At 67.0% G+C, this 15,300-nt stretch carries 18 protein-coding genes; 11 read left to right on the top strand and 7 right to left on the bottom strand.

Annotated features, from left to right (window positions below; genetic code table 11):
* Window positions 1–118 precede the first annotated feature (118 nt).
* The 8 genes from ACZYZF_RS08100 to ACZYZF_RS08065 are packed head-to-tail and all read left to right on the top strand — an operon-like array spanning window position 119 to window position 7,916.
* Window positions 119–3,001 carry a Na+/H+ antiporter subunit A gene (locus ACZYZF_RS08100; protein ID WP_463742694.1) on the top strand — a complete coding sequence of 961 codons (2,883 nt, stop codon included), beginning with the start codon at window positions 119–121 and terminating at the stop codon, window positions 2,999–3,001.
* Window positions 2,998–3,462, top strand: coding sequence for a Na(+)/H(+) antiporter subunit C (locus tag ACZYZF_RS08095; protein ID WP_463742695.1), 465 nt, complete (start codon window positions 2,998–3,000; stop codon window positions 3,460–3,462). Before ACZYZF_RS08100 ends, ACZYZF_RS08095 begins: the two co-directional genes overlap by 4 nt.
* The gene (locus tag ACZYZF_RS08090) at window positions 3,459–5,060 is read left to right on the top strand and encodes a Na+/H+ antiporter subunit D (RefSeq protein ID WP_463742696.1); all 1,602 of its coding nucleotides are present in this window, start codon (window positions 3,459–3,461) and stop codon (window positions 5,058–5,060) included. Before ACZYZF_RS08095 ends, ACZYZF_RS08090 begins: the two co-directional genes overlap by 4 nt.
* A 2-nt stretch (window positions 5,061–5,062) precedes the next feature.
* On the top strand, window positions 5,063–5,605 hold the full coding sequence (locus tag ACZYZF_RS08085; protein WP_463744095.1) for a Na+/H+ antiporter subunit E: 543 nt from the start codon (window positions 5,063–5,065) through the stop codon (window positions 5,603–5,605).
* Entirely contained in the window at window positions 5,602–5,901 is a 300-nt protein-coding gene (locus ACZYZF_RS08080; protein WP_463742697.1) for a monovalent cation/H+ antiporter complex subunit F, read from the top strand. Before ACZYZF_RS08085 ends, ACZYZF_RS08080 begins: the two co-directional genes overlap by 4 nt.
* Window positions 5,898–6,251 (top strand): monovalent cation/H(+) antiporter subunit G, encoded by a 354-nt coding sequence (mnhG, locus tag ACZYZF_RS08075; protein ID WP_463742698.1) that lies wholly within the window; start codon window positions 5,898–5,900, stop codon window positions 6,249–6,251. Before ACZYZF_RS08080 ends, mnhG begins: the two co-directional genes overlap by 4 nt.
* Entirely contained in the window at window positions 6,238–7,152 is a 915-nt protein-coding gene (locus ACZYZF_RS08070) for an SAM-dependent methyltransferase (protein WP_463742699.1), read from the top strand. Before mnhG ends, ACZYZF_RS08070 begins: the two co-directional genes overlap by 14 nt.
* The gene (locus tag ACZYZF_RS08065; RefSeq protein WP_463835234.1) at window positions 7,149–7,916 is read left to right on the top strand and encodes a hypothetical protein; all 768 of its coding nucleotides are present in this window, start codon (window positions 7,149–7,151) and stop codon (window positions 7,914–7,916) included. The genes ACZYZF_RS08070 and ACZYZF_RS08065 overlap by 4 nt, the downstream gene beginning before the upstream one ends.
* Before the next feature lie 155 nt (window positions 7,917–8,071).
* Here ACZYZF_RS08065 and ACZYZF_RS08060 read toward each other — a convergent pair whose 3' ends face one another.
* Together ACZYZF_RS08060 and ACZYZF_RS08055 are read right to left on the bottom strand one after the other, a co-directional pair.
* Window positions 8,072–8,875: an alpha/beta fold hydrolase gene (locus ACZYZF_RS08060; protein ID WP_463835233.1), complete on the bottom strand. Its 804-nt coding sequence runs from the start codon at window positions 8,873–8,875 to the stop codon at window positions 8,072–8,074.
* Window positions 8,876–8,893: 18 nt separating this feature from the next.
* A complete protein-coding gene (locus ACZYZF_RS08055; RefSeq protein ID WP_463742702.1) occupies window positions 8,894–9,520 on the bottom strand; it encodes an LON peptidase substrate-binding domain-containing protein in 627 nt (208 codons plus the stop codon).
* Window positions 9,521–9,581: 61 nt separating this feature from the next.
* Between ACZYZF_RS08055 and ACZYZF_RS08050 the strand changes: the two genes are divergently transcribed.
* The gene (locus ACZYZF_RS08050) at window positions 9,582–10,583 is read left to right on the top strand and encodes an Lrp/AsnC family transcriptional regulator (RefSeq protein WP_463742703.1); all 1,002 of its coding nucleotides are present in this window, start codon (window positions 9,582–9,584) and stop codon (window positions 10,581–10,583) included.
* Here the strand turns inward: ACZYZF_RS08050 and ACZYZF_RS08045 are convergent.
* From ACZYZF_RS08045 to ACZYZF_RS08025, 5 genes are read right to left on the bottom strand one after another with little or no spacing between them, the layout of a single operon-like run.
* Complete coding sequence (locus tag ACZYZF_RS08045; RefSeq protein WP_463742704.1) at window positions 10,561–10,974, bottom strand: hypothetical protein; 414 nt, start codon at window positions 10,972–10,974, stop codon at window positions 10,561–10,563. The two genes, ACZYZF_RS08050 and ACZYZF_RS08045, sit on opposite strands and share 23 nt — an antisense overlap.
* A gap of 11 nt (window positions 10,975–10,985) precedes the next feature.
* On the bottom strand, window positions 10,986–12,116 hold the full coding sequence (locus tag ACZYZF_RS08040) for a glutamate--cysteine ligase (protein WP_463742705.1): 1,131 nt from the start codon (window positions 12,114–12,116) through the stop codon (window positions 10,986–10,988).
* Complete coding sequence (sodC, locus tag ACZYZF_RS08035) at window positions 12,097–12,807, bottom strand: superoxide dismutase[Cu-Zn] (RefSeq protein WP_463742706.1); 711 nt, start codon at window positions 12,805–12,807, stop codon at window positions 12,097–12,099. Before sodC ends, ACZYZF_RS08040 begins: the two co-directional genes overlap by 20 nt.
* Before the next feature lie 9 nt (window positions 12,808–12,816).
* Window positions 12,817–13,287, bottom strand: a complete 471-nt coding sequence (locus ACZYZF_RS08030; protein ID WP_463742707.1) for a LytR C-terminal domain-containing protein — start codon at window positions 13,285–13,287, stop codon at window positions 12,817–12,819.
* Window positions 13,288–13,335: 48 nt separating this feature from the next.
* Window positions 13,336–13,647 carry a DUF3263 domain-containing protein gene (locus tag ACZYZF_RS08025; RefSeq protein ID WP_217154878.1) on the bottom strand — a complete coding sequence of 104 codons (312 nt, stop codon included), beginning with the start codon at window positions 13,645–13,647 and terminating at the stop codon, window positions 13,336–13,338.
* Between the two features lie 138 nt (window positions 13,648–13,785).
* On the opposite strand from ACZYZF_RS08025, the gene ACZYZF_RS08020 reads away from it, so the two are divergent.
* A complete protein-coding gene (locus ACZYZF_RS08020) occupies window positions 13,786–14,379 on the top strand; it encodes a peptide deformylase (RefSeq protein WP_463742708.1) in 594 nt (197 codons plus the stop codon).
* Window positions 14,380–14,387: 8 nt separating this feature from the next.
* Window positions 14,388–15,293: an N-acetylglutamate synthase, CG3035 family gene (locus ACZYZF_RS08015; RefSeq protein WP_463742709.1), complete on the top strand. Its 906-nt coding sequence runs from the start codon at window positions 14,388–14,390 to the stop codon at window positions 15,291–15,293.
* Window positions 15,294–15,300: the final 7 nt, after the last annotated feature.

The raw sequence follows: 15,300 nt of genomic DNA, 5'->3' as shown, positions 1-15,300 counted from the left end.
TGGTAGCCACAACGGCCCACGTAGAATGCGGGAAAAGCCATAGCCACCCATGCCGATGCTCTTCGCGACAAGCGCTCATCGGTAGCCGACACCCCGACCCCAACCCGATCGGAGTGCCATGCTCGCCGTTCTGCTCGCCCACGCGGTCGCCACCGCGCTGGCGCCACTTCTGGTGGCCAGATGGGGACGGATGGCGTTCTATCCGCTGGCACTCGTCCCGTTGGGCTCGCTGGTTTGGGTGGCCCTGAACTGGCCTAACGCTGAGCGTGTCCCCACCCTGAACATCCCGTGGGTGGACGGGCTGTCGATGAACATCACGCTGCGCTTCGACTCCCTCGCGGCGATCATGAGCGTGCTGGTCCTAGCCATCGGGGCGCTGGTCCTGTTCTACTGCGGCGAGTACTTCCATCACCACGACGGAAAGATCGAGAAACGCCTGCCCAGCTTCGCGGCCGAGTTGGTGGCGTTCTCCGGCGCCATGTTCGGCCTGGTGATCAGCGACAACATGCTGGTTCTCTACATTTTCTGGGAAACCACGACGGTGCTGTCGTTCCTGCTGGTCGGCCACTACGCCGAGCGGGCCACCAGTCGGCGGGCCGCCACCCAGGCGCTGTTGGTGACCACGTTCGGCGGCCTGGCCATGCTGGTCGGCATCGTCGTGCTGGGCAACATGGCCGGCACCTACCTGCTGTCGGAGTTGATCGCGGCGCCGCCCGGCGGGACGGCCGCCGCGGTCGGGGTGGCGCTGATCCTCGTCGGCGCCCTGTCGAAATCGGCCATCGTGCCACTGCACTTCTGGTTGCCCGGTGCCATGGCCGCCCCCACCCCGGTGAGCGCCTATCTGCACGCCGCGGCCATGGTGAAGGCCGGGGTCTACCTGGTGGCCCGGATGACGCCCGGGTTTGCCGAAACGTCGTTCTGGCGTCCCATGGTGGTGGGCCTGGGGCTGCTGACCATGCTGCTGGCCGGCTGGCGTGCGGTCCGTGAATATGACCTGAAACTGATCCTGGCGTTCGGCACGGTGAGCCAGTTGGGTCTGATCACCGTGATGGTCGGCGCGGGTGGCAGCGACATGATGCTGGCCGGGCTGGCCATGCTGTGCGCGCACGCGATGTTCAAGGCGGCGTTGTTCATGGTGGTCGGCGTGATCGACCACGCCACCGGGACCCGCGACATCCGCCGGCTGGCCGGGCTGGGACGCCGCCACAGACCGTTGTTCGCCATCGCCATCGGGGCCACCGCGAGCATGGCGGCCCTGCCCCCGTTCTTCGGGTTCGTCGCCAAGGAAGCCGACTTGGAGACGGTGGCGCACAGCCCCGCTCTGGGCTCCGCCGCGCCATATGTGTTGGCCTGCATCGTGATCGGCTCGGTGTTCACCACCATCTACAGCCTCCGGTTCATGTGGGGCGCATTCGCCGCCAAGGGAGCGCCGGAACCCAGCACCCGGGTTGCCGAAATGCGCCGTCCCTCAGCCACTTTCCTGACCGCACCCGCGCTGCTCGCCATCGCCGGCCTGGTCTTCGGGTTGTGGCCCGCCGGAATGGACGCAGTGCTCGACGAGTACGCCAACACCATGCCGGGCGGCTCGGGCTACCACCTGGCACTGTGGCACGGGCTCGGCCTCCCGCTCCTGCTCTCGGTCATCGTGCTGGCCGTCGGTACCGCCGTGTTCTTCGGGCGGAACAGGTTGCCCCGGGCGCAGCTGACCTACCAACCGCTGGGCAACGCCGACCGCATTTACGACGCGACGATCCGTGGCCTGGACGTACTTTCGCTGCGGCTGACGGGGTCGACGCAGCGCGGTTCGCTGCCGGCCACGCAATCGGTGATCCTGTGCACGCTGGTGGGTTTGCCCGTCGCGACGCTGGTTCTCGGCCCTCGCGACCATCCGGATTTCGCGTTGTGGGACTCGCCGCTGGTCGTGGTGGTCGGGTTGCTGATGCTGGCCGCTGCGTTGGGCGCGATCGTGATGCGCAACCGTCTGGCCGCGGTGCTGCTCGTCGGTGTGACGGGCTACGGGTGCGGCGCGATCTTCGCCTTCCACGGCGCGCCCGATCTGGCGCTGACCCAATTCCTGGTCGAGACACTGGTTTTGGTGATCTTCGTGCTGGTGCTGCGGACACTGCCGGCCGAGGCCGATGCCGCCAACATCAACAGTCACCGAATTCCGCGGGCTCTGCTGGCCCTGGCGGTCGGCGCCGCCGTCACGTCTCTGGCGGTCTACGCGATGGCCGCCCGCACCGGGGCCGGTATCGCCGAGCTGTTGCCGGATGCCGCCTACTACCGCGGGCAGGGCGCCAACACCGTCAACGTGCTGCTGGTCGACATCCGGGCCTGGGACACGATGGGCGAGGTCATGGTGCTGCTCGTCGCCGCGACCGGCGTGGCTTCACTGGTGTTCCGGCACCGCCGGTTCGGCGCCGCCCCGCGGGTCAGTACGGCCGCCGGGCAGCCCGACATCGGACCGGTCGGCGCCTACACTCCGGCCATCGGCGATATCACCTGGCTTCGCGGTTCAGAAATGCGTGATCCGCGGTACCGGTCGCTGGTGCTGGAAGTGGCCACCAGGGTGATCTTCCCGCTCATCATGGTTTTGTCGGCCTACTTCTTCTTCGCCGGGCACAACACCCCCGGCGGCGGCTTCGCCGGCGGGCTCACCGCAGGGCTGGCGCTGGTGCTGCGATATCTGGCCGGCGGACGCTATGAGCTCGGCGAAACGCTTCCGTTGGATGCGGGCAAGATCCTGGGCACCGGGCTGGGGCTGTCGGCCGGGACGGCCGTCACCTCGATCCTGCTGGGCGCGCCCGCGCTGTCCTCGGCGGTGCTGCAGTTCGACATTCCGGTGTTCGGCCACGTGAAGCTGGTGACCGCGCTGTTCTTCGACCTCGGTGTGTATCTCATCGTGGTCGGCCTGGTGCTCGACGTGCTGCGCAGTCTCGGTGCACGGGTGGACGTGGAAACCGCCGCTGCCCCCGCAACCTCGAAGGCGGTGGCGCGATGACAACCGTCCTGATTCCGTTGATCCTCATCGGCGGACTGACCAGCGCCGGGGTGTACCTACTGCTCGAGCGCAACCTGACCCGAATGTTGTTGGGCCTGTTGCTCGTCGGCAATGCGGTCAACCTGCTGATCCTGACCGTCGGCGGGGCAGGCGGCAATCCGCCGATCCGCGGACGCACCAGCGACGGCGCCACCACCACGGCGGATCCGCTGGCACAGGGCATGATCTTGACGGCGATCGTCATCAGTATGGGCATCGCGGCCTTCGTCCTGGCGCTGGCGTACCGGTCCTACCGGTTGACCACGGTCGAAGAGGTCAGCAACGACCCCGAGGACACCCGCGTCTCGCAGCGGGCGGATGCGGAGGAAACACACGAGGAGATCCCCCAGATCGACACCCTCCGCGACACCGATGCGCCCGACGAGCTCGACGCGCTGCCCGGGTTCGAGGGTTCGAAATGACGGCCCAGGCGTTGATCCCGCTGCCGGTGCTGATCCCGGCACTGGCAGCGGCACTCACGCTCGTCGCCGGGCGTCGTCCGCAGTTGCAGCGGATCATCACGCAGGTCGCGTTGACGGCCGTGGTCGCGGTGTGCGCGGCGCTGCTCTACCTCGCCGACCGCGACGGCACCCTGGTGCTGCACGTCGGCGGTTGGGGGCAGACCGTGCCGGGCATGGGGCCGCTGGGCATCACTCTCGTGGTCGACCGGCTCTCGGCCCTGATGCTGGTGGTGTCGTCGATCGTGCTGCTGGCGGTGGTCGCCTACGCCATCGGGCAGGGTATCCGCGACGGCGACGAACGCCAGCCCGTGTCGATCTTCATGCCGACCTACCTGGTGCTCTCGGCCGGCGTCTGCACGGCGTTCCTGGCCGGCGACCTGTTCAACCTGTTCGTGGGTTTCGAGGTGCTGCTGTCCGCGAGCTTCGTGCTGCTGACCATCGGCGCCAGTGAGGAACGGGTCCGGGCCGGCATCTCGTATGTGATGGTGTCGATGGTGTCGTCGCTGATCTTCCTGATCGGCATCGCCCTGGTGTATGCCGCCACCGGCACGCTGAACCTGGCGGAGCTCGCCGTGCGCCTCGACGATGTGCCCGCCGGTACCCGCAACGCACTGTTCTCGGTGCTGCTGGTGGCGTTCGGCATCAAGGCGGCGGTGTTCCCGCTGTCGACGTGGCTGCCCGACTCGTACCCGACGGCGCCGGCGCCCGTGACCGCGGTGTTCGCCGGGTTGCTGACGAAAGTCGGTGTGTACGCGATCATCCGGGCCCATGCGTTGTTGTTCCCCGGCGGCAGCCTCGACGCGGTGCTACTGGTGGCCGGGCTGCTCACGATGGTCATCGGCATCCTGGGCGCCATCGCGCAGAGCGACATCAAGCGGTTGCTGTCGTTCACCTTGGTCAGCCACATCGGCTACATGGTGTTCGGTGTGGCGCTGGGCAACCAACTGGGCATGTCCGGTGCGATCTATTACGTCGCCCACCACATCGTCGTGCAGACCACGCTGTTCCTGGTGGTCGGACTGATCGAGCGGCAGGCCGGGGCATCCACCTTGAACCGGCTCGGCGGGCTGGCCGCGGCCAGCCCGGTTCTGGCGTTCGTGTTCGTCGTCCCCGCCCTCAATCTGGGTGGTATCCCGCCGTTCTCGGGCTTCATCGGGAAGGTGGCGCTGATGGAGGCAGGCGCCGAGAACGGGTCGGCGCTGGCGTGGACGCTGGTCGCCGGCGGCGTGGTCACCAGCCTGCTGACGCTGTACGTGGTGGCGCGGGTCTGGACGAAGGCGTTCTGGCGGGCGCGGGCCGACGCTCCCGAGGGGCACCTGGCCGGGGCGGCGCCCGCGGTGCTGCTCGACGACATCGAGGACATCGAGTTCGCCGACCGCGACAGCGTGGGACGGATGCCCGCGGGCATGCTGGTGCCGACGGCCGCATTGATCGCCGTGGGATTGGCGCTGACCGTCGCGGCCGCACCGATCTTCGCCTATACCGAACGCTCGGCGGCCGAGGTGCTCGACCGCGGGCAGTACGTCTCGGCGGTCCTGGGAGGTACGGCGCACCCATGAGCATGAGACACCTCGCGTTGCGCATCTGGCTGTTGTGCTTCCTGATGCTGGTCTGGGTTCTGTTGTGGGGCCATGTCACGGTCGCCAATGTGGCGAGCGGGCTGATCATTGCGGCGGTCATCATGGTGCTGCTGCCGTTGCCTTCGGTGCCCGTCGAAGGCAAGCTACATCCACTGTCGCTGTTGAAACTCGTTGTGCTGGTGGGCTATTACCTGGTGCTGTCGTCGTTCCAGGTGGCTTGGATGGCGATCCGGCCGGGCCCGCCGCCGTTGGTCGCCGTGCTGCGCGCGAACCTGCCCGCGCTGAAATCGGATCTGGTGCTGGCCCTGGCGGTCAACATCTTCAACCTGATCCCCGGATCGATCGTGCTGGAGATCGACCAGGCCCGCCGCATCCTCTACGTTCACCTCATCGACGTCGGCTCGGAGGCCACCGTGCAGCGGTTCTACCGTCAGGTCGAGCAGGTCCAGCGGTTGCTGGTCGCGGCCTTCGAGCGGGAGAGCGACTGGCGGCCGTCACCTGAACAGGAGGCGGGGCGCGCATGACCATTGTCTGGATCATTGCCGCAGTCATGTTGACCGCGGCCGCCACGATCACCATGTTCCGGGTGCTGGCCGGGCCGAGCACCCTGGACCGGCTGGTGTCCCTGGACACCCTGATCGCGGTGACGATGTGCGGTATCGGCACGTGGGCGGCGTTCAGTCTGGACACCACGGTCACCTACAGCCTGACGGCGCTGGCGTTGATCAGCTTCGTCGGCTCGGTGAGCGTCGCCCGGTTCCGCGTGCCCGACACCGACGATCGGCGGCCGGGCCTGCGGTCACGGCGGGAGCAACGATGAACATTCTCGACATCATCACCGCGGTGCTGATTCTGAGCGGGTCGACGCTGGCGTTGACCGCGGCGATCGGCGTGGTCCGATTTCCCGACACGTTGTCGCGCATGCACGCCGCCACCAAGCCGCAGGTACTAGGTCTGCTGCTGGTGCTGGCGGGTGCGGCGATCCGCCTGCGCGGGCACGCCGATATCGGCATGGTGATCCTCACCGGGTTGTTCACCTTGATCACCGCACCGGTGGTCGCCAACCGGGTCGGACAGCTGGCTTATCGCGAGCAGAACATCCGCGATGATCTGCTGACCCGCGACGAGATGGCCGAGTTCGGGGAGACTGGTGGCGATGGCCAGAACTGACGACGACAGCTGGGATATCACCGAGAGCGTGGGTGCCACCGCGCTCGGGGTGGCGATGGCCCGCGCCAACGAGACCGCGGCGGAATCCCCGTTGTTCACCGATCCGTATGCACGGATGTTTCTCGATGCCGCGGCCGCGCGGGGCTGGCGTCCGCCCACCGGCGCGATGGCCCAGCGGATCCGCGCCATCGGCAATTACGCCGCTTCGCGGACCAAATGGTTCGACGAGTTCTTTGTCGCCGCAGGCGCAGCCGGTATCCGTCAGGCGGTGATCCTGGCCGCCGGCCTGGATGCCCGTGCCTGGCGGTTGCCGTGGATCCACGACAGCGTGGTGTTCGAGATCGACCAGCCGCAGGTACTGCAGTTCAAGGAGAACGTCCTGGCTGCGCATCGGGCGACGCCGAAGGCCCTGCATGTCGCGGTCCCGGTCGATCTGCGTCAGGATTGGCCGAAGGCCTTGCAGGACGCGGGTTTCGACGCCACCCAGCCCACGGCATGGTCCGTCGAGGGGCTACTGCCCTACCTGCCCGCCGATGCACAGGACCTGCTGTTCGAGCGCATCACCGAACTTTCCGCGCGGGACAGCCGGATCGGGGTCGAGGCGTTCAGCGCCGGGTTCTTCTCCGAAGATCACCTGGCACGCCGCCGTGAGAGCATCGAGAAGATGCGCGCCGAGGCAGCCGAAGCCGGCGACGACATGCCCGATCCCGAGCAACTGTGGTTCATCGAGGACCGCGCCTACGTCCCCGATTGGCTCGGCGAACGCTGCTGGGATGTGTCGGCGCTACCTGCCGACGATCTGATGGCGCGCTACCACCGTTCGCTGCCCGCCGACACCACCGAGGGCACCATGGCCACCGAATTCGTCGAAGGCATTCTGACCGAGCCATATTCGCGGTGACGGGGCTTCGGCAGCCGGAGAATTGGAAGAACCGGACAGCCCTGATCGTCATGGCGTTCGTGATGATCGGCGGGATGGGTGTCTACTGCGTCGCCATCACGCTCAGCGCACTGGAGCGCGACGACGATGTCTACGCCACGGTCGCCGCCGGTTTCGCCGTCACCGTCTGGAGCCTGCTACTGGGCAGCACCCTCGGCTTCATCGGGACGACCAGGCTACGCGGGGTATCGACGGACGCCGGAACCACACTTCGGGCCAACCCCGCGGTGCAGTGGTTTGTGGGGATCACCGCGATCAGCTTCCTGTACACCTCGGTGCTCTACCTCGTCTGTGCGCAGGGGCGAGACGACCTGCCGTTCATGGACCCGAACAACCCGGGGGACGCCACCACGATCATGACAGTGCTCCTCATCGGCACGGTGATCGGTATCGTGTGGTTCCTCGTGAAGGGCCGAGCGGCAAGCCTGCGTCTCGGCCCGGACGGGGTCACCTATGTCGACGGCTCACGCTCACACAGTGAATCCTGGGACGGCATCATCGATATCACCGACGTCCCACCGCACCGCAACTCGCGCCGGCCGATCTGCCTCATCCGTAGGGACGATCGGCCGGTCGTCGTCGAAAACGCGAATATCTACGCGCCCGGCGGCGCGGCCCTGTATTGGATGGTGCGCCACTATTGGCGGCATCCGGAGCGCCGAATGGAACTAACCGACGGCCGCGCGCTGGAGCGGCTCGAAAGCGCAGACTTCGTTCCCGAATAGCGGTCGGCCATGGGGATGTGTCGGGTATGTCCGACGCCGGCCCCTGTGACGAGCGTGCAGCGTGTTGTCCGCGAAATTTGCAAATCTGGGTGAAAGCCTGCACGTTCGCCACAACAACCCGCACAGCACTTCTGAACCTGACCCGACGCGACGCGTCACACGGTGGCAAAGAAGCTCTGAAGCTCCTCGGCAATACGTTCGGGCACCATGGCGGTGGCGAAGTGGGACTGGTCAGACCAAACGACTCGCTCAGCGTGTGGGAGTACCGCCGCCAGGCGGTCCATTCCTTCCGGCAGAGGCGGCCAACTCAGGCCGCCCTGCATGAGCAACACCGGCACGGTGACGGCCGCCCACCGGTCGACGTCACGTCCGTCATGGGCCATCGCTTCCAGGTCTGCACCAGCAGACAGCGTGGTGATCCGGCCTGTTTCTTCGCTTTCGACGTCGAACGAGGCCGCCTCCACCAGTTCAGAAGGAACGCAGGCGACCTCGCGGGCGAAAAGCTCCAGCGCCTCCGGATAACGGGCTTCCGTGCACAGCCGCCGGTAGCGGCCCAGGACCGGCAACAGGTGCGCACCGGACAACAACAGGGGCGGCTCGAACAGCGCCAGGGAAGCGATGCGTCCGGAGTCGGCGACCGCGGCGTGAAGGGCGACTGTCGCCCCGAAGGATCCGCCGACGACGTGCGCGCCCGTTCCGGACGCATCGGTGACCGACCTCAGCACGCACTCCAGATCCGCGGCCTCCACCACGAAACTGTTGGGCGGCGTACCAACTGCGCTCGGTGGGTGGTTTCGGCGCGCATACCGCACGACCTGGTGACCGGTCAGGCGTCGACCGATGTCGGCCCAGGAATCCAGGCCGCCGTTGGACCCGTGCACGAAGACGACCGGAGCTCCGGTTCCTGTCGTCTCCAACGCCAGATCGGTGCCGTCCGAGGTTGTCAGCACAGAAGCCATACTCTGAGTATTACGCGGTCAGTCCGAGAGCTGGAACTCCACCATCGCGGTGACGGAATCCACGGCCTCGCTGAGCACCTCCACACGGGCGGCATCCGACGGCGCGGCCAACAGTGAATAGCGGTCGGCCTGCCCCATGGGTAGCCGAGCAGCCAAGGCGTACAAGCGGTTCCCCGGGTCGACGCCGGCGGATTCCACGATCTCGCGGCTGCGGATCGGCGTGCCACGGGCCTCACCGATCCGGTCGAGCAGCGCCACCATCCGGTCTTCGACGTCGCTGATGCGGGCGGTGTCCACCGGGTCGCCCGGTTCATCGGGCCAGAGTTCGATCTCGGCGCGGGGATACGGATCGTCGTCGAGCCAGCGCTGCACCCGAATTCGCTCACCCATCACACACAGCAGCCGGTATTTGCCGACCCCGATCTCCTGGCAGTCGACGATGTTGGCCAACGCCCCGACGTCGCACCGACGGTCACCGCCGCCCACCTCGCGACCGGCCGAGATCAGAACCACCCCGAAAGACGGTTCCGACATGGCCATACAGTCGTTCACCATGGCCACATAGCGCGGTTCGAAGATCCGCAGTGGCAGTTCCTGACCGGGCAGCATCGCCACTTCGAGGGGAAACATCGGTGAGACTGTCATGGGGTCAGAATCGTCCTCGCCTCCGGTTTGGTCAATGAGCACGAGCCGGTAGCCTCGGGTGATGCCACCATCAGCGGAGCTTGAGATAGCCCGCACGCTGCTCTCTGATCCTGGCTACACCGACCTCGACGCGGTCGACCGCCAGTTGATCGAACTGCTGCAGGCCGACGGCCGCCTTCCCTACGCAGAGTTGAGCCGTCGGGCAGGCATCACGGAAAAGACTGCGCGCCGCCGTGTTTCGCGATTGTTGGGCGAGGGGTACATGACCATCGCCGCCGTCACCGATCCGGCCGTCCTGGGGTTCGGCGCGCTGGGTCTGGCCATGCTGACCGTCGATGGATTGCGTACACCGGTCGAGCTCGCAGCGGAGCTCGCCCACTTGCCCGAAGCGGATTACGTGACGGCCACGACGGGTCCGTACGGAGTGGTACTGGAGCTGGTCTGCACCGACGCCCGGGAACTGCACGATGTGGCCTTCGGACGGATCGCGACGCTGCCGGGGGTGCGCTCGGTGGAGGTGCTCCCCTACCTGCGGCTGCACTATCAGCAGGCCCGGCTGTCCGGTGCGCTGACCGGAGGTGCGGTGCGGCCGCGTCCGCTCGATGACATCGACCGGGCGATCCTTGCCCGGCTCGCCGTCGACGGCCGTGCCGCTTTCCGCGACTTCGCTTCAGCGCTGGGCTTATCCGAGACCACGATCCGTTCGCGCTACGGCCGGATGGTGGATACGGGCGCGGCCCGGGTGATGTGCATCGCCAACCCGCTGCGCCTCGGCTATCGCCACAGCAGCTGGGTGGCGATCCGCACCGACGGCCGGGCCGGCGCGCAGAAGGTCGCCGAAGCGCTGACGCGCGTGGAGACGGTGTCGTATGTGGCGCTGACCGCGGGGCGTTGGGATGTCCTGGCCGAGGTGGTGACCGCCCGTGACGAGGATCTGCTCAACGTGCTCGACGAGAGCATCCGTGGACTCGACGGCGTCACCGCGATGCAGGCCTGGCCTTATATCTCAGTGCACTACAAGGCAATTCATCCCAGGGATGTCAGCCCGGCACCTTTTTGTTGATCGCATCGACCACGGTGGCATCCCGGTCGCCCAGAACGCACATGGCTCCGATGAACGACGTCCAGATGTACGGATTCTTCTTCATTCCCGCGTAGCCGTTCTTCACCAGTAGCTCGACCATGCCGAGCTGGCCGGCCTCGTCCATCGACGAGTACTCGCGACACGTGGTCGACATCCCGTTGGGCGGCGGGGTGCCGGCTTTTCCACTGGTCCCCGGAGGCGGGAAAGCCGGGGTCGACGGCGCCGCCGTACTACTGGGCCTGCGCTTGGTGGTCGTGGGAGTGGAGATCCCGGTCTGATCGGGATCGGCCATGGGCGTTCCGGCCGTGACGGTGCTGCAGCCCGAAAGGGCAAACCCCGCCACCACAATCCCCGCCACGATCCGCCGCATAACCCTCATCCTCACAGTTGGAGTTCGCTCACCAGGGCGTCAACCACTTCGCGCAGGTCGCCGTCATTCTCTTCGGCCACGCGACGCTGCCGTTGATAGGAGCCGCCGCCGCGGTAGATATCGGTCACCGAGGCGAGCTCGTCGGAGCATCCCAGCGACTTGGCAACCGGCTCAAGGTGATTCAGCAGTTCGTCGAGGTCTTCGGTGACCAGCCGCTCATTGCTGTCGGCGTCGAGGATGATCACCGCGTCCAGGCCGTAGCGGGCGGCACGCCACTTGTTCTCCTGCACATGCCACGGCGGCATGGTCGGCAACTGTTCACCCGCGTCGAGCCTGCGGTCGAGGTCGACGATCAGGCAGTGGGTCAGCGCGACCAGCGCGCCGAGCTCACGTACGTTCGACACGCCGTCGAAGATCCGCACCTCGATGGTGCCCAGATGCGGCGAGGGCCTGATGTCCCAACGAATCTCGTTGAGGTGGTCGATGATGCCGGTCTTCTTCTGATCGTGGACGAAGCCCTCGAACTCGGACCAGGCCTGGAACTGGAAGGGCAGGCCCGCTGTGGGCAGCTGCTGAAACATCATCGCGCGGTTGCTCGCGTATCCGGTGTCCTCGCCGTCCCAGAACGGTGAGGACGCCGAGAGCGCCAGCAGATGCGGGTACTGATTGAGCAATGAGGAGATGATCGGCATCACCTTGTGCGCCGACGAGATCCCGACGTGCACGTGCACACCCCAGATCAGCATCTGCCGGCCCCACCACTGGGTGCGCTTGATCAGCTCGGCGTACCGCGGCGCATCGGTCAGCTGTTGCGCCGACCATTTCGCGAACGGGTGGGTGCCCGCGCAGAACAACTCCATGCCGCGGTCGTGCACGATCTTGCGCACGGGGCCCAGAGTGGCGCGCAGGTCATCCATCGCCTCACCGGTGTTGTCACAGATTCCGGTGACAATCTCAATGGTGTTGCGCAGTAACTCCTTGTGCACGTGCGGGGTCTCACCGACTTCGGCGATCACCTCTGCGGCGCCGTTGCTCAGGTCACGAGTGTCGGCGTCGACGAGAGCGAACTCCCACTCGACACCGACGGTGGGCCGGGGCGACCCGGCGAAATCGATGCGGCTGTCAGCCTGCGCCGATAACACCGCACGCCACCCGGCTTCCGGCGTCGCCGGTGGCAATGGTCGCCTGATCGGGGCCGGGAGCGCCGCCGACGACCTGCTGGTACTTCTCCGGCGGAATGTTGGCGAAGTTGTCCGCCTTCTCGTGGATCATGATCGCGGTCTTGGTGCCGGCCAACAGATCCTCGGCGGTGAACGCGTCGGTGGTGGTCACCAGCTTGCCCGAGCCGTCTGCGCGGATCTGCAGCGAGCTCAGGTCACCGCTGGAGGGATGACCGCTGTGTCCGGACACCTGGAAATGGCCACCGGCGGAGTTGAAGTCACCGGGCGCACCGCCGGTGGGGGCCACCGAGTTGGCTTCGCACTTGCCGACGGAGTGGATGTGCAGACCGTGGAATCCCGGAGCCAGCTTGCCCGGGGTGGTGGTCTCGACGGTCACGGTCGCGAAGCCGTCCGCGAACTGGAAGTCGGCGGTTGCCACGGCCGTGCCGTCGGCGGTCTTGAGCTCTGCGGTCAAGGTCTCGCCGCCGGTGGTGCCCTGAGCACCGTGCCCGCTGCCGTGCTCACCGGGAGCGGCCGAGGGCGAAGGCGATCCAGTCCAGATCGCCGGGGTGGTACCGGGCGTGTCGGAGGGCACCTGACCGGGAGGGCTGCAGGCGCTCAGCGCAACAACAGGGGCAGCGAACAGGACGGCAACACTGACGGACTTCAGCATGCCCAAAGCCTAGCCGGTGACTACCACGATCACGCCCGGTGGTTGCTCGAGAAGTTCGGGGCGCCGGGGTTCGACGGGCGCCTGGATTGCCTTGCCCACGGCCTCGGCGGCTTCCTTCTCACCTGAAGTCTCACCGAAGAACACCGTGGTGCCGGCAACACCTTCAAGTGTCAGGTTGCCGGTGTCGGTGACATTCCAGTGCGCCTCACGCAGACGATTGGCGGTGGTCTCGGCGGCACCTGGGACATCGGAGATGTTGTACACCCGCACGTCGGCCTTGGCCTCGGGGGCGGGTTCGGCCTTTGCCGATGTCTTCGTGGTGGTCGTCGCGCTCGTGGTGGCCACGGACGACGACTGGTCCGAACTGTCGTCGTCGGAGCCGAGCGCCTGGAAACCGACCAGCAGGAACACGACCCCGAGGAACAACAGCACCATCACCATGGCGCGCACGGGCAGCCCGGAGGAGTCTCGCTGATTCATCGCCACCACTGTATCGAGCGAACGGCCCGATGCCTCACCGCGTGACCTTTAAGTGGTGATATCGAAGCCGAGTCGCCGCGCAGCACGTGCCTTCTGCCGGGTCGCGCGCATTCTCCGCAGCCGCTTGACCAGCATCGGGTCGGCGGCCAGCGCCTCGGGGCGGTCCACCAACGCGTTGAGCACCTGGTAGTACCGCGTGGCCGACATCGAGAAGAGCTCCTTGATCGCGTCTTCCTTGCTGCCGGCGTACTTCCACCACTGGCGTTCGAAGGCCAAAATATCGTGCTCGCGCCGGGTGAGCCCATCACCCAGGTCAGAGTCGTCCCCGGATTGCTCAGTCCGCGCCATGGCGCCGTCCATATTGCTCCCTGGACCCTTCCGACACGTGAGAAATAACATCGCTGTGGTTCGGCGATTATTCAACCACGGCTTGCTGGGTTGAGCTGACACATAAACCCGCGAGTCGGGTGAGAAGGATTGCCACCTTAAGCTTCACCCATGGCCGTCGTACCGATTTGCATCGTCGGAGATCCCGTTCTGCACACACCGACCGAGCCGGTGCCCGTCGGCCCGGACGGCTCGCTGCCCGCAGACCTGCCCGAGCTCATCAAGACCATGTTCGACACCATGGACGCCGCGAACGGCGTTGGCTTGGCGGCCAACCAGATCGGCGTGGCCAAGCGGTTGTTCGTCTACGACTGCGCCCCGACGCGCGGCCAGACCACGCGCCGCCGCGGGGTCGTCATCAACCCGGTACTCGAGACGTCCGAGGTTCCCGAGACGATGCCCGACCCCGACGACGACGAGGAAGGCTGCCTGTCCGTGCCGGGCGAGAATTTCCCGACCGGCCGGGCCGACTGGGCACGCGTCACGGGCCTGGATGCCGACGGTTCGCCGGTCACTCTCGAGGGCACTGACTTGTTTGCCCGGATGCTGCAGCACGAGACCGGACACCTCGACGGATTTCTCTATATCGACCGCCTCGTGGGCCGGCACGCGCGGGCCGCGAAGAAGACCGTCAAGCGCAACGGCTGGGGTGTTCCAGGGCTGTCCTGGACGCCGGGCGAGGTCCCCGACCCGTTCGGTCACTGAGGCCGCCGATGCCTGAATTACCCGCGCTCGGGTCGCGGGTCAGCCTGCGCTATCAGCTGCCCGTCGGGTCGGCCAAGCCACTCACCGACGTCATCGGGCACCTCGAACAGCTGGAGCCGACGGTGGTGATCCGCACCAAGGACGGCGAGATCGTCGACGTGGCGCCGGCCGACATCGTCAGCGTGCGCGAGTTGTCGCATGCCCCGGTGCGGGCCTCGGAGATCCGCGCGCTCGAGCATGCGGCGGCACTGGCGTGGCCGGGAGTCGAGCAGCACTGGCTGGGCGGCTGGCTGCTGCGCGCCGGCCACGGTGTCACCAGCCGCGCCAATTCGGCGATCCCGTTGGACATGTCGGCGCAGATCGCCGATCTTTCCGCGGTGCGCGACTGGTACCGGGAACGTGACCTGCCGGCCTGGCTGGCCCTGCCGGAGCGGCTGCTGCCGATACGTACCCCGGGGGTCAAGCCGACCCGGGTGATGGTGCGCCCGCTGGATTCCCGGTCCGGGCCCTCGCCGAGCGTCACGCTGGCGCAGCAACCGGACGCACAGTGGTTCCAGATCTACGAACGCGAGGTCCCCGCCGATGTCCTGACCGCCGTGGTCGACGGGCGGCTGACCTTCGCGTCGGTGCCCGGTTGCGCCGTCGGCCGGGGTGCGGTGACGAGCGCTCCGGATGGCGCGGCCTGGCTGGGCATCTCGTCGGTTCGGGTCTCCCCCTCCCATCGCCGGCAGGGCCACGCCCGGGCAGTGTGCGAGGCGCTCTTGACCTGGGGCGCCGAGGCGGGTGCCGGGCAGGCCTACGTCCAGGTGGAGGTCGACAACCACGCCGCCATCGCCTTGTACACGGCACTGGGTTTCCGGCTGCACCACCAAACCCGTTATGTCGCGGCCGACGATGTCCTCGGCTCACGCTGACCCGTAG

This window comes from Mycobacterium sp. IDUB_24, assembly GCF_055419385.1.
Note: the sequence above shows the minus strand (reverse complement) of the source record. Positions and strands in the feature narration are given on the sequence as shown.